The 14,465-nt window shown below is 45.0% G+C and carries 12 protein-coding genes and 1 tRNA gene; 9 read left to right on the top strand and 4 right to left on the bottom strand.

Annotated elements, in window-relative coordinates; all coding sequences use genetic code 11:
- The first annotated feature begins 3 nt into the window (after positions 1-3).
- The 3 genes from LIZ66_RS14295 (at position 4) to LIZ66_RS14305 (ending at position 2,948) form a co-directional block, all read left to right on the top strand.
- Positions 4-1,086 carry a phosphotransferase enzyme family protein gene (locus LIZ66_RS14295; protein ID WP_173716919.1) on the top strand — a complete coding sequence of 361 codons (1,083 nt, stop codon included), beginning with the start codon at positions 4-6 and terminating at the stop codon, positions 1,084-1,086.
- A 237-nt stretch (positions 1,087-1,323) separates the two neighbouring features.
- The gene (gene galE, locus LIZ66_RS14300; protein ID WP_118582312.1) at positions 1,324-2,340 is read left to right on the top strand and encodes a UDP-glucose 4-epimerase GalE; all 1,017 of its coding nucleotides are present in this window, start codon (positions 1,324-1,326) and stop codon (positions 2,338-2,340) included.
- A complete protein-coding gene (locus LIZ66_RS14305; protein ID WP_173716895.1) occupies positions 2,340-2,948 on the top strand; it encodes an HAD family hydrolase in 609 nt (202 codons plus the stop codon). The genes galE and LIZ66_RS14305 overlap by 1 nt, the downstream gene beginning before the upstream one ends.
- A 57-nt stretch (positions 2,949-3,005) precedes the next feature.
- Here the strand turns inward: LIZ66_RS14305 and LIZ66_RS14310 are convergent.
- A tRNA-Phe gene (locus LIZ66_RS14310) sits at positions 3,006-3,078 on the bottom strand.
- 175 nt (positions 3,079-3,253) lie between these two features.
- Between LIZ66_RS14310 and LIZ66_RS14315 the strand changes: the two genes are divergently transcribed.
- From LIZ66_RS14315 to LIZ66_RS14340, 6 genes are all read left to right on the top strand, one after another.
- Positions 3,254-5,110: a DUF6020 family protein gene (locus LIZ66_RS14315; protein WP_173718213.1), complete on the top strand. Its 1,857-nt coding sequence runs from the start codon at positions 3,254-3,256 to the stop codon at positions 5,108-5,110.
- Between the two features lie 161 nt (positions 5,111-5,271).
- Positions 5,272-6,270 carry an NAD(P)/FAD-dependent oxidoreductase gene (locus LIZ66_RS14320; RefSeq protein WP_173718214.1) on the top strand — a complete coding sequence of 333 codons (999 nt, stop codon included), beginning with the start codon at positions 5,272-5,274 and terminating at the stop codon, positions 6,268-6,270.
- Between the two features lie 55 nt (positions 6,271-6,325).
- Positions 6,326-6,628, top strand: coding sequence for a thioredoxin (trxA, locus tag LIZ66_RS14325; RefSeq protein WP_118582321.1), 303 nt, complete (start codon positions 6,326-6,328; stop codon positions 6,626-6,628).
- Positions 6,629-6,633: 5 nt separating this feature from the next.
- The gene (locus LIZ66_RS14330; protein ID WP_173716893.1) at positions 6,634-8,373 is read left to right on the top strand and encodes a B12-binding domain-containing radical SAM protein; all 1,740 of its coding nucleotides are present in this window, start codon (positions 6,634-6,636) and stop codon (positions 8,371-8,373) included.
- A gap of 210 nt (positions 8,374-8,583) precedes the next feature.
- Entirely contained in the window at positions 8,584-9,171 is a 588-nt protein-coding gene (locus tag LIZ66_RS14335; RefSeq protein ID WP_173735093.1) for an AIR synthase-related protein, read from the top strand.
- 43 nt (positions 9,172-9,214) lie between these two features.
- Positions 9,215-9,715 carry a tRNA (cytidine(34)-2'-O)-methyltransferase gene (locus tag LIZ66_RS14340; protein ID WP_173716891.1) on the top strand — a complete coding sequence of 167 codons (501 nt, stop codon included), beginning with the start codon at positions 9,215-9,217 and terminating at the stop codon, positions 9,713-9,715.
- 70 nt (positions 9,716-9,785) lie between these two features.
- On the opposite strand, the gene LIZ66_RS14345 is transcribed toward LIZ66_RS14340, so the two are convergent.
- Genes LIZ66_RS14345 through LIZ66_RS14355 form a run of 3 tightly spaced genes read right to left on the bottom strand, consistent with a single transcriptional unit; the run spans position 9,786 to position 14,393 of the window.
- Positions 9,786-11,291 carry a sensor histidine kinase gene (locus tag LIZ66_RS14345; protein ID WP_173771763.1) on the bottom strand — a complete coding sequence of 502 codons (1,506 nt, stop codon included), beginning with the start codon at positions 11,289-11,291 and terminating at the stop codon, positions 9,786-9,788.
- Positions 11,288-11,989 (bottom strand): response regulator transcription factor, encoded by a 702-nt coding sequence (locus tag LIZ66_RS14350; protein ID WP_118582333.1) that lies wholly within the window; start codon positions 11,987-11,989, stop codon positions 11,288-11,290. The genes LIZ66_RS14345 and LIZ66_RS14350 overlap by 4 nt, the downstream gene beginning before the upstream one ends.
- Positions 11,990-12,011: 22 nt before the next feature.
- Entirely contained in the window at positions 12,012-14,393 is a 2,382-nt protein-coding gene (locus LIZ66_RS14355; RefSeq protein WP_227200951.1) for an endonuclease MutS2, read from the bottom strand.
- Positions 14,394-14,465: the final 72 nt, after the last annotated feature.

Below are 14,465 nucleotides of genomic sequence, written 5' to 3' on the forward strand. Positions count from 1 at the left end.
CTGATGGAAGTAATCAACAGCTTTGATTTTGGCGGTAAACTTGAAGAGGTTGGCATATTCGGAAATGGCCACATTAATGAGACTTACTGTGCTGTATTTTCCACAGAAGCCGGACAGAAGCGCTATATTCTCCAGAAAATGAACAAGCAGATTTTCAAAGATCCTGTTGGTCTTATGGAGAATATCAGTGGTGTCACCTCCTGGCTGAAGAAGAAAATCCTGGAAAATGGCGGGGATGCAGAGCGCGAAACCCTGAATATCGTAAATGACCGTGCTGGAGCTCCTTATTTTGTAGATAAAGAGGGAGAATACTGGAGAGCGTATCTGTTTATAGAAGATGCAACCTGCTTTGATCAGGTGGAAAATGACGAGGATTTTTACCAGAGTGCTCTTGCATTTGGTAATTTCCAGCGCCTTCTTGCTGATTATCCGGCAGATACTCTTCATGAGACAATCCCGGATTTTCATAATACAGTGAAGCGATTTGCCAATTTTAAAAAGGCTGTGGAAGAGGATGCATGCGGACGGGCGGCTGATGTTCAGAAGGAGATACAGTTTGTCCTGGAAAGAGAGCAGCTGGCCCATACACTTGTGGATTTACAGGATGCAGGTAAGCTGCCTCTTCGTGTAACGCACAATGACACAAAGCTGAATAATATCATGATCGATAATGCTACACATAAGGGAATCTGTGTGATCGATCTGGACACGGTAATGCCGGGACTTTCTCTGAATGATTTTGGTGATTCCATCCGTTTTGGCGCAAGCACGGCAGCAGAGGATGAGCAGGATATTTCCAAAGTGTCCTGTGACCTTCATCTGTTTGAGGTGTATGTAAAAGGATTTCTGGAAGGCTGCGGCGGTGCCCTCACAGATCTGGAGGTGGAAATGCTTCCGATGGGTGCAATCCTGATGACCTTTGAGTGTGGAATGCGTTTCCTGGCAGACCATCTGGAGGGAGATCATTACTTCCGCATTCATCGAGAAAATCAGAATCTGGATCGTGCAAGAACCCAGTTCAAGCTGGTGTGGGATATGGAACAGAAATTATCTGAGATGAAATCTATTGTAGAAAAATATAAATAGTGGTATTCTAAAACTGGCAGGCATAAAACAGTTACTGTTCACTCCGTTCACGGTAACATAAAACATGTCTTCCAGGTTACGAATAAAGATTGCAAAGAATGGACATAAACCATCACAGTTGCTGTTTGCAGATAACATTCCGTGTAGTGCTGTGAAAAGAGAAAACAGCAGAAGGTTATTTGTTTATTGATTGTGATGAGTGGTGGGAACTTTGCAGCAAACGAGGAGGAAAATATCATGGCAATTTTAGTAACAGGCGGTGCAGGATACATTGGAAGCCATACAGTTGTAGAACTTCAGAATTCCGGTTATGACGTAGTAGTTCTGGATAATCTGTCTAATTCCAGCGAGAAGGCCCTTGACAGAGTTTCCAAGATCACAGGCAAGCCGGTTAAATTTTATAAGGCAGATATCCTGGACAGGGAAGCCCTTGACCAGATTTTTGACAAAGAAGACATTGACTCCTGTATTCATTTTGCCGGACTGAAGGCTGTTGGAGAGTCCGTTGTAAAGCCTTGGGAATATTATGAGAATAATATTGCAGGAACCCTGACTCTTGTAGATGTAATGAGAAAACATGGTGTTAAGAATATTATTTTCTCTTCCTCTGCAACTGTATATGGAGATCCGGCACAGATCCCGATCACAGAAGAATGCCCGAAAGGACAGTGTACCAACCCATATGGCTGGACCAAATCCATGCTGGAGCAGGTTCTTACAGACATCCAGAAAGCAGATCCGGAGTGGAACGTAATGCTGCTTCGTTATTTTAATCCGATCGGTGCACACAAGAGCGGAACCATCGGCGAGAACCCAAATGGTATCCCGAACAACCTTATGCCATACATCACACAGGTTGCTGTTGGCAAACTGAAAGAGCTTGGCGTATTCGGTAATGACTATGACACTCCGGATGGAACCGGCGTGAGAGATTATATCCATGTAGTAGATCTTGCCAAAGGTCATGTAAAAGCGCTTAAAAAGATCGAGGAGAATCCTGGACTTGCAATCTACAACCTTGGCACAGGAAAAGGCTACAGTGTTCTTGATATTGTGAAGAACTTCGAAGCTGCAACAGGCGTTAAGATCCCATATGCGATCAAACCACGTCGTGCAGGCGATATTGCTACCTGCTACTGCGATGCTTCCAAGGCAGCGAAAGAGCTTGGCTGGACAGCTGAGAATGGCATCCGTGAGATGTGCGAGGATTCCTGGAGATGGCAGAGCAATAACCCGAATGGTTATGAAGACTAATGATTCGGAATTTAATTTTTGATGTTGGAGATGTACTGGTGGAGTATCGCTGGTTTGAGATGCTGACCAGGGACTACGGCCTTTCTGAAGCTGAGGCGAAGAGAATTGGCGAGGAAATGTTTGACAATGAGATCTGGGTACAGGGACTTGACGGAGGAAGGCTGAGCCTTGAGGAAGCCATTCATCAGTATGAACTGAAGTACCCGGACGATGTGGATGTGATGGGCTGGTTCCTTCGAAACGGAGAGCAGATGGCTGTAAAGCGTCCGGAGGTCTGGGACAAGGTTGCAGCGCTGAAGGAAAAGGGTTATAAGATTTACCTGCTTTCCAATTACTCAGAAGAGCTGCTCCATGTGCACACCAAGGGAGCGAAATTCCTGAATGTACTTGATGGGGGAGTTGTTTCCTATCAGGTTCACGCCCTGAAGCCAGACAGGGAGATTTATGAAATTCTTCTGGAGAAATATAGCCTGAAAGCAGAAGAGTGTCTGTTTTTCGATGACCGCATGGATAATGTGGAAGGAGCGAAGAAGGCAGGAATTCAGGCGATACAGGTGACATCCAGAGAGATGCTGAACGAAACATTAGATAAAATGCTTACAAAATAAATGAGGCCGCCCCTTCGGGGGCGGCTTTTTCCAGAGCGTATCTGAAAAATAAAAAAATGCCCAGAGCCGGAATCGAACCAGCGACACGAGGATTTTCAGTCCTCTGCTCTACCAACTGAGCTATCTGGGCATTTATAAGTTCTCTGAACTTACAGTGCATATAATAGCATAGAAACTGCTTTGACGCAACAAAAATTTCAAAAAATCTGTAAATTCCAAAAATTTACCTTGTAAAAACCACGCCTTGCTTTTCATATATAGTAATGTTAGAATGGCAGTGTGATAAAAGTCGGGAGGATTTATTGGTGGAAAAAAAATTAAAAAAATATACTTTGCCGTTTATTGCCGCCATTTTAACAGTGTTTGCTCTTTCCATGACGGGCTTGTATGCTGGTTCGGCAGATAATCCGGGAGAAACATTTCTTTCTTTATGCAAGAAAGAGATGACAGGAATCGGAATCGACAAACTGGTGGTTCTCATTGCAATCATTGCATTGTACATGAAATGCTGGAAGAATTTTTGCAGAAGCTGTAAATGGATCACGCATCTGATCGCCGCCATGTTTTCTGTTTTTATGCTGATCGGAATGTCCTTTTCCGTGCAGGGAAACTGGACCTTCTTTACAGCTGGGAGAAATCAGATTCTGATCGCATTGCTTACATGGGCAGGATTCTTTTTTCTGTTTGATATAGTGATCAGTCTTTTATATGCATATGGAGAGAAGCATCCTTTTCTGCACAGCAGGAATATAAAGAAATTTCCGGAATTTATGGAAAAACACTACCTTCTGGTAGCATTTTTGCTGATTTTGGCAGGATGGCTTCCCTATATCCTGATCTTCTGGCCAGGAAGTGTTCCCTATGATGGCTTCCGGCAGCTGAATATGTTTGCCGGAAATCAGAGATTTACAAACAAGCATCCATGGGAATTAAGCCTTATAATGGGAGCCTTGATGACAATTGGAAATGTGATCAGTGATAACTGGGGCATTTTCATGGTGGTTGGCGTGCTGGCACTGATTTATGCGGTATGTTATGCCACTGTTTGTTATAAACTGAAATCATGGGGAGCACCAAGATGGTTCAATATCTGCTGTATTGCATTTTTCAGTCTTGTGCCTGTATTTGGAGCTTATTCCCAGACGATCATTAAGGATGGAAGTTTCAGCGCTCTGTTTTCCCTTTTCATGGTAATCTATGTGGAATGTTGCATTCCCACCCTTCGGGAAAAAAGCGGTCAGTCTTTAAGACAGCAGCTGACAGTGCTGTTTCTGGTTGGCTTTGGCATGTGCATTACCAGAAATAATGGACTTTACATGGTGCTTCCTGCATTTATCCTGTTATTCTTTTTCCTTGGAAAAAAACGCAGACTGTATGCAGTTGGAATGGTGATCCTTGTGACAGTGGGCTACATGGGGCTTCAGAAAGAAGTGGCACCGAGACTATACATTGGTAATTTCCCATCCAGAGTATTTTTCTCAATTCCAATGCAGCAGACAGCCAGATATCTGAAGGAATATCCGGATGATGTGACAAAGGAAGAAGCTAAAGCAATTGACGGGGTGATGAAGTATGATGAGATTGCGGATTTGTATAATCCGGAACTGTCTGATCCGGTAAAGGCAACTTATCGCGGCGGACATATTACCATGGCGAAGCTGAAACGCTACTTTAATGCCTGGTTCAGCATGTTTCTGAGGCATCCGGGGGTGTATATAGAAGCCACACTTCATAACAGCTATGGATATTATTACCCATTTCATAATTGCACCGCGCAGAGCTCCTACCGCTTCTATACAGTAAATGAGCCGCTGATTGAAGAGTCAGATTATCATCAGATCTTTTCCGCAGAGACAAGGAATCAGCTGAAACGTTATGCCGATCTGTGGAGTCAGATTCCAGGTCTTGCGCAGATCTGCAATGCGGGAACCTACACATGGATCGTGATTCTGCTCCTTGGATATCTGATCTACAGGAAGCGATGGAAAGGAATCCTGGTATTGGCTGCCCCGGCGCTGAATGTGGCAATCTGTATAGCTTCTCCGGTAAACGGTCTTCTGCGTTATGCGTTTCCGTTGATGGCGTGTATGCCAGCTGTGATATTCTGGGGACTGGCTTATGCAGAGAAGGCTATAGACGATAAAAGAACCGACGAAAAATGAAAAGTCTGAATTTCTTTTATAGAAAGTATATTGTCAGGTAACTATTTAGCAGGTACCCTTCAGGGAATGGGGTAACTGTGAAGATACGGAACAGTTACATGGTAAATAACAATATGTGGAAATGATTGGAATCATAAGAAAGGCAGGTGATTCTGAAGTATATGGAAAAAATAATCATTATCGGTGCCGGACCGGCAGGAATTTCCGCAGCTTTGTATGCTGCCCGGGCAAATATGGATCCACTGGTGATCAATAACGGCATTGGTGCTTTGGAAAAAGCAGAAAAAATAGAGAATTATTATGGTATGGAACATCCTGTTTCCGGGAAAGAATTATTTGAGACAGGACTTGCACAGGCGAAAGCATTAGGCGTGCGGATCCTGGAGGCACAGGTGCTGGGGATTGGCGGGTTTGATACTTTTACAGTAAAGACAACAGCAGGTGATTTTGACACCATCAGCGTGATTCTTGCCACAGGAAGCAAACGAAAGGCTCCTGCAATTCCGGGGATTAAGGAACTTGAGGGAAGAGGTGTCAGCTACTGTGCTGTGTGCGACGCATTTTTCTACAGGGGAAAGGATGTTGCAGTGCTTGGAAACAGCGACTTTGCTCTTCATGAGGCAGAAGAACTGGCACCTATGGCTGGTTCTGTTACCATTTACACAGATGGGAAAGAACCGGAGTTTTCCAGGAAATCTTCTTTTGCGGTGAATACAATGAAAATTCAGTCTGTAGAGGGAGACGAGAAGGTGTCCGGACTGCGTCTGATCTCTCAGTCTGAGACGGATGCAAAATCAGATACTGACGGAGAGAAGAACTTTCAGCTTTTGCCAGAAGGAAAGGAAGCTGAAATGGAAGCTTCAGAGCTCCATAACCCGGAGAGTCCGGTAAGGGATTCCACGGAGACATTTGTCCCGGCAGACGGCGTTTTTGTAGCGCTTGGAACTGCAGGAAGCGCAGAAATGGCAAGACAGATGGGCGCGGCACTTACTGAGAAAGGCAACATCAAGGTAAATGAAAAGATGGAGAGCACCATTCCGGGGCTTTTTGCAGCAGGTGACTGTACCGGCGGTCTTTTGCAGGTGGCAAAGGCAGTTTACGATGGTGCCCAGGCGGGACTCAGTGCAAACCAGTATGTGAGAAACAGACAAAAAAAGTAGAATTTCGACATGAAATCAGAGAGAAGAATAGACCGATAGAAAGGATGGATCAATTATGGCAAAAGTAATCACAACACAGAATTTTGAAGAGGAAGTATTAAAATCCGAGAAACCGTTTCTTCTTGATTTCTGGGCAACCTGGTGCGGACCATGCATGCGTCAGGGGCCAATCGTGGAGGAACTGGGAGAGGAAGGTTATGCAGTAGGAAAGCTTGATGTGGACCAGAACATGGAGCTTGCACAGCAGTTCCGGGTTATGAGCATTCCTACCCTGATCATTTTCAAGAACGGAGCAGAAGCACACCGTCTGGTTGGTCTTACGGATAAAGAAGAGTTAAAGAAACTTCTGGACGAGTAAGAACGATGAAGATATTACTTGCAGCATGTAATGCAAAATATATACATTCCAATCTGGCTGTCTTTAACCTGAAAGCCTGCGCAAAAGAATATGACAGCAATGTTGTACTTCGGGAATACACCATCAATCAGCAGAAGGATGACATTCTGAAGGATATTTACAGATGTCATCCGGATGTGATCTGCATATCCTGCTATATCTGGAATATTACTTTTGTGCGGGAACTGATGCAGGATCTGAGAAAGATCCTGCCGGATGTTCCTTTCTGGGCGGGAGGCCCGGAGGTATCGTATGATGCAGAGGAATTTCTGAAAAAGAACCCGGCATTTGATGGTGTAATGGTTGGAGAAGGAGAGGAGACCTTCCTGGAACTGGTGAAGCACTATATGAATGGAAGTCCTTCTCTGGAGAAAACCACCGGACTTGTGTACTGTAAACCGGACGGTACAATTCAGAATAACGGATGGCGGCAGATCATGGATTTAAGCAGGGTACCTTTTGCTTATGAAGATCTGAAGGATTTTGAAAATCGTATTATTTATTATGAGAGCAGCCGGGGCTGTCCTTTTTCATGTAGCTATTGTCTGTCATCTGTGGACAAGAAACTGCGTTTTCGCGACCTGGAACTGGTAAAGAAAGAACTTCAGTTTTTCCTGGATCATAAAGTGCCACAGGTGAAATTTGTGGACAGAACCTTTAATTGTAAGCACGATCATGCAATGACCATCTGGCAGTACATAAAAGATCATGATAATGGAATTACCAATTTCCACTTTGAGATTTCCGCAGATCTGTTGAGGGAAAATGAACTGGAACTGATGAGCACCATGCGTCCGGGGCTGATCCAGCTGGAAATCGGTGTACAGTCCACAAATCCGGACACTATTCGTGCTATCCACAGGACTATGGATTTTCCGAAGCTGGCAGGGATTGTAAACCGCATCCATAGTTTTAAGAATATTCACCAGCATCTGGATCTGATCGCTGGTCTTCCTTATGAGGATTATGACAGCTTTCACCGGTCCTTCAATGATGTTTATGCACTTCGTCCCCAGCAGCTTCAGCTTGGATTTCTGAAGGTTCTGAAGGGCTCTCATATGAAAGAGATGACAGAAGAATATGGCATTGTGCATAAAGAACTGGAGCCATATGAGGTACTGGGAACCAGATGGCTGCCATATGAAGACATTTTGAAGCTGAAAATGGTGGAAAGTATGGTGGAACTGTACTATAATAGTGGACAGTTTCAGAATACCATCGCCTGTGTGGAGCCTTTGTTTGAGGATGCTTTCACATTGTATGAGAAGCTGGGACAGTTTTATGAGAAAAAAGGTTATTCAGAGATTTCCCATTCCAGAATGCGCAGATATGAGATCCTGCTGGAGTTTGTGAAGGAAGAACTGGAAGAAAAATCCGCAGGAAAATCTGGAAATCAGGATCCTGAGGTGGAGAATCCTGCGGGAAAAGCTGCGGAAGATTGCAGAGGAATGGAAACTGCGACCTGGGAAAAGGTGGCAGACAGCATGATCTACGACCTGTATCTTCGCGAAAACCTGAAAAGCCATCCATCCTTTGAGTATGACCAGAAGCCCTATGAGAAAGCAGTCTGGGAGTACAGGCGCCAGGAAAAGGTGCCCAAGACAGCGCATATTGAGGTGTTCCGGGATGGAAAAATATTGCTGTTTGACTATGAAAACCGGGATCCACTGCTTCATAATGCGGCAGTGAAGGAAATTCAGATATAATAAAGAAAGGGTGTAACTGTTCGGCTGGCCGTATTGACATGGCGTATATTTGTAGTCTGTAAAGTGCCGGATGGTTATGAGAGGTTAAAAATTATGGGAATGTTTGATCCAAAGAAAAGAAAACTTGTAACTGCGATCATTGCTGTTATTCTTGTTCTGGCAATGGTAGTTCCTGCTGTCCTCTCTCTTCTTCTGTAGGGAAAAGAGAAAATGAGGCTTGGAAAAGCGGCTATGGAAGCACTGCAGGCTGAAATCAGCGGGCTTCTTACGCCTGGAAACGAACTGGTGGTGGCTGGAGCCATTGCTCTTTACGGCACAGCGCAGATTGCAAGGGAAAAACATGAGATTTTAAGAGAGCATTTTTCAGAAGGTTTTTTACGGGAGGCAGAGAATCTGAGAACCCTTTACGGGACTGCGGATGAGATAAATGTAAAAGAGGCTGGCGCTACCGCTTTTTATGCAATGGGTGAGGGTGGTTTTCTGAGTGCTCTGTGGAAGATGGCGGAGGCTTCCCAGGTGGGACTGGAAATGGATTTTTCCAAGGTACCCATACGCCAGGAGACAATTGAAATTTGTGAAATCTTTGACATTAATCCTTATAAGCTGAATTCGGAAGGGGCTGTTCTGATCGGTATTCCGGCAGGAGAAGCATTGGTGCAGGAGCTTCGCAGAATGGGCATGATGGCTGCTGTGATTGGACAGACGAATGCTGGAAATGACAGAATGCTTTACTACAATGGGAATGGCAGGTATCTGGAGCGGCCGGCTAAAGACGAGATATATAAGATATTGCCTTAAAATCGAAATAAAACTGCTGTAATTACAGGAGAGTATAAAAACTATGGGAACATTAAACATTGTACTTCATGAGCCGGAGATTCCGGCGAACACAGGAAATATAGGACGTACCTGCGTGGCTACAGGAACCAGGCTCCATCTGATCGAGCCGTTGGGATTTTCATTAAGTGAGAAAGCACTGAAACGTGCCGGAATGGACTACTGGAAAGATCTGGATGTAACTACTTATCTGGATTATGAAGATTTTCTGGAGAGAAATCCTGGAGCGAAGATTTATTATGCGACTACGAAAGCACCTCAGACTTATGCGGATGTGAAGTATGAGGACGACTGCTTTATCATGTTTGGCAAGGAGAGTGCCGGAATCCCGGAGGAGATTCTCCGTGACAATCAGGAGACCTGCGTAAGGATTCCCATGCTGGGAGAAACAAGATCTCTGAATTTGAGTAATTCGGTTGCCATTATTCTTTATGAAGCCTTTCGTCAGCATGACTTTGCCCATCTGAAACTGGAGGGGCATCTGCGCAAGTATGACTGGAAATAGTAAAAGACCTGGAGCTTTTTTCAAACACGCTCCAGGTCTTCGTTTTTTATAAAAAGAATTGCTGAATAATTTATTTTGCTTTCTTTAAAGTAAAAATGAATTCTGTTCCAACACCTTCCGTGCTGATCACATTAATATTCTGATTATGAGCTTTGATGATCTCTTTCACAATAGAAAGCCCAAGTCCTGTACCTTTCCGGTCTTTTCCGCGGGAGGTATCTGTCTTGTAAAATCTGTCCCACACCTTGGACAGGCTGTCCTTGGGGATTCCTACTCCGTGATCCTTCACAGAAACGAAAACCTTATCATTTTTTACGGATGTTTCAATGTTGATCGAGGAATTGTCATTACTGAATTTGATTGCATTGTCCAATAAATTGTACAGTACCTGCTGGATCTGTTCCATATCTGCCTCTACGAACAGCTCTCTTCCGGAAAGCAGCAGTTCCAGGTCAATATTCTTTTTGGAACAGATTACCTCAAACGTATTGGCAGTATTTTTGATCACATCATTAATATCAAATTTGCGGATATTCATCATCCGTTTCCGTTCATCCAGATCATTCAGCACCAGAAGGCTCCGCGTCAGTTTTTCCAGACGGTCAGCTTCATGGGAAATGATATTTAAATATTTGTCCTGCAATTCCGGGGGGATGGTGCCATCCAGAATTGCCTCCACATATCCTTTGATGGAAGTCAGAGGAGAGCGGAAATCGTGGGAAACATTGGCAATAAAGGTGCGCTGGTATTCTCCGTTCTGGTTGATCCTGTCTGCCATGTAGTTCAGGGTTTTGGCAAGATAGCCCATTTCGTCCTCGGATTTCACTGGAATGCGATAACTCAGATCTCCGTTGGCATATTCGGAAGCCCCCTTGATGATCTGTTGCATTGGAGTATGGATCCATTTCTGATAGCAGAGAAGGAGCAGTCCGCACAAGGCATACACGGCAAAAAAAACCATCTGAAGAATTCCAAGAAGACCGCTTCGTTTCTGATAAAGCTGCTGCATGTCATAATGGTAGGTAACATAGCCTTCTGTTACACCGGAATTTTCCACCGATATCATCACATTAAGATGGGGACTGGAAAAATAGCCATAAAAATTACTGATCTGATATTGGGTATTAAGCCAGAAGTCCAGATCAGAATAGGGGATGGAAATTGTGTTTGCAGCAGAGAATTTTTCAGAGGATGTTCCATTCTCTGGGATTTTATCTGTTTCTGAAGTCTGAACTTCAGAATCGGCAGTGGATTTCGCAGAACTGACGTTATATTCCAGATTTGAGGACTGCACGATCACATGGAAATTTTTATCCAGGATCAGTATCCCGGCTTCCTCTCCGGAAGCCAGAATATCCATAATCTTTTCCAGTCCTTTGCTATCATTGTCTGCAACCTGCTGTACAGTGACAGCATCAGAAGCAAATCGTACAGCACTGTCATACAGCCTTGCGCCAACTTCTTCTTCCAGATAGGTTTCCACGAAATGAGAGCCACCTGCTGTAGCGAAAAGGAAGCCTACAATTCCAATGAAAATGTAACTGCAGATCAGTTTGCTGTGAACCGTTTTTCTCATTCGCTTTTTACCTCAAACTTGTATCCGATTCCCCAGACTGTAGAAATAGACCAGTTCGGATGATCTTTGATTTTTTCGCGCAGACGTTTAATGTGAACGTCTACAGTTCTGGTATCGCCAATATATTCGTAGCCCCAGATGTGGTCCAGAAGCTGCTCTCTGGTGAATACCTGATTGGGTGAGGAAGCAAGGAAATAGAGAAGCTCCAGCTCCTTAGGCGGCATGTCTACCTGTTTTCCCATATAAGTAACGGAATAGTTGGTAAGGTTGACAATAAGATCCGGATAAGTGGCACATTTCTCATCACTTACAACTGCAGCCTGTTTGGGCTGGAAACGGCGTAGAACTGCACGGACACGGGCAACCAGTTCTTTTGAATCAAAAGGCTTGATAATGTAGTCGTCGGCGCCAAGCTCCAGGCCAAGTACCTTGTCAAAGGTTTCTCCTTTTGCGGAAAGCATAATGATCGGCACGTCTGAGGTGTGGCGGATCTCACGGCAGACCTGATAGCCGTCAATACCTGGAAGCATCAGATCCAGAAGAATCAGGTTCGGGCGAAAAGTCTGGAATTCTTTTAAAGCCAGCTCGCCATCGTTTACAATTTTGGTTTCGAAACATTCTTTGGTAAGATACAGAGAAATCAGCTCTGCAATATTGTTGTCATCATCGACAATGAGGATTTTCTGTTTAGCAACCATAGTTTCTCCTTATAAAATATAGTTATTTCTTAAATTCTACAATGGTAACACCAGCATCTCCTTCGCCAAATTCAGCCAGGTGGAAATCAGCCACATGCTTCTGGCGGCGGAGATAATTGTGTACTCCTTTTCGAAGGGCACCGGTACCTTTACCATGTACGATACGCACGCTCTTTAAGTGTGCCAGATAAGCGTCATCCAGATATTTATCCAGTTCTGCCACAGCCTCATCTACAGTTTTTCCAAGAAGATTAATTTCAGTGGAAACACTGGTAGACTTGGACATGCGGATCTTGCCTGCTCCTGTTCTGGAAAGTCCAGGAGTGTTGATAACTGGTTCGTCAACAAGCTCCAGGTCAGAAATATGAACTTTGGAACGGATGATACCCATCTGTACAAAAAGAAAGCCTTTGGAATCGGGATGACTGCTGACAGTTCCTTTCAGATTCATGCTCAGTACCTGAACGGTGTCTCCAAGGGAAAGATCCTTAGGCTTCAGCTCTTTTTTCGGTTTCTTTACGGTGGTGTTCATGGACATGCCCTTTTCGGCTTTGTTCATGCGGTTTCTAAGATTCTGGCGTTCTTTTTCAATGGCAGCAGTGTCCACGTGATCTTTCTGGAATTTGTGGAACATTTTCATGGTCTGATCTGCGTATTCCTTAGCATCTGCAAGAATCTTACGGGCTTCTTCGTTGGCTTCGCGCAAGATCCGCTCTTTACGTTCGTCCAGCTTCTCCTGCTTGGACTCTAACTCCTGTTTCAAGGAAGCAATCTGGGTTTTGTAACGCTCTGCTTCCTGACGCTCATTTTCGATGATCACGCGGCTGTTTTCCAGGGAGGTAAGTACATCCTCGAAGGACTCGTCCTTCTGGCTGATCTGATCTTTGGCGCGCTCAATGATAAAGTCCGGAAGTCCAAGTTTGGAAGAAATCGCAAAGGCATTACTCTTTCCAGGAACACCGATGAGCAGGCGGTAAGTAGGACGCAGGGTTTCCACATTAAACTCACAGCAGGCATTTTCAACGCCGTCAGTGGACAGGGCGTAAACTTTCAGTTCACTGTAATGGGTGGTTGCCATAGTGCGGATGCCTTGTTCATGCAGGAAGGACAAAATGGAGATGGCAAGTGCCGCTCCTTCTGTCGGGTCGGTACCAGCGCCAAGCTCATCAAAAAGCACCAGAGAGTCCTGATCTGCTTTTTTCAGGAAAGACACTACGTTGGTCATATGTGAGGAAAAGGTACTGAGAGACTGCTCGATGCTCTGCTCGTCCCCGATATCTGCGTAAACCTCACGGAAAACAGAAAGCTCGGAGCGGTCCAGGGCTGGAATGTGAAGTCCCGCCTGTCCCATCAGGGTCAGAAGTCCAACTGTCTTAAGGGAAACGGTTTTACCACCAGTATTTGGTCCGGTTACAACAAGGAGGTCGAAGTCTTCTCCAAGACGGATGTCAATGGGAACGGCTTTTTTTCTGGGAATGAGCGGGTGGCGTGCCTGTTTCAGGTGAATGCGTTTCTCTGTATTGAAAATGGGTTCTGTGGCATTCATATCCAGTGCAAGTCCTGCTCTGGCAAAAATGAAATCCAGCTGGATCATAATGTCAAGGTCTGCGCGAATGGCGTCCACATTCTGGGCTGTCTGTTCACTTAAGGCAGCGAGAACTGCCTCAATCTCTTTCTGTTCTTGAAGCTCCAGCTCGCGGATGTCGTTGTTTAGTTTGACAATCGCCAGAGGCTCAATGAATAAAGTGGAGCCGGTGGAAGACTGGTCGTGGATCATACCTGGAACCTGACCTTTGTATTCGGCTTTTACCGGGATACAGTAGCGGCCGTTTCGCATGGTGATAACGGAGTCCTGAAGGTAATTACGGGCGCTGCCGTTTACCAGAGAGGCCAGCTGGGTGTGGATGCGGTCATTGGCAACTTTCATGCTGCGGCGTACATGCATCAGACCGGCACTGGCGTCGTCACTGATTTCGTCCTGGGAAATGATGCAGCGGCGGATTTCGGCTGAGAGGGGAGTCAATGGCTCCAAACTCTCAAACATGCCGTCCAGAGAGTCTTCTCTTGCATCTCCGCGCTCATTTCGGGAGTAGGCTTTGACACGGTTGGTATTTTCCAGAAGTCCGGCAATGGCAAGGAGTTCGGAAATTCCAAGGGAACTTCCGATTTCCAGACGTTTCAGTGAGCCGCGCACGTCTTTTACGCTTCCAAAGGAGATGTTTCCTTTCTGGAAAAGGCGTGTGAGGGCGTCTCTGGTCTGGGTCTGCATATGACGGATTTCGTAAACATCTTCAGAGGGCAGGAGGTGCCTGCACAGGTCTTTCCCCATCTGGGAAGAAGCCTTCTCTGTCAGTTGGTCGATGATCTTGTAGTATTCAAGTGATTTTAAAGCTTTTGGATTCATAATATCTCCTATAAATCAATTGCTATTTAGTTGATTAAAAGTTCTTCAATGCGGACGCATTTGGACAATGTG

The sequence above is a fragment of the Blautia faecis genome (assembly GCF_020554845.1).
GTDB classification, from domain to species: Bacteria; Bacillota; Clostridia; order Lachnospirales; family Lachnospiraceae; genus Blautia_A; species Blautia_A faecis.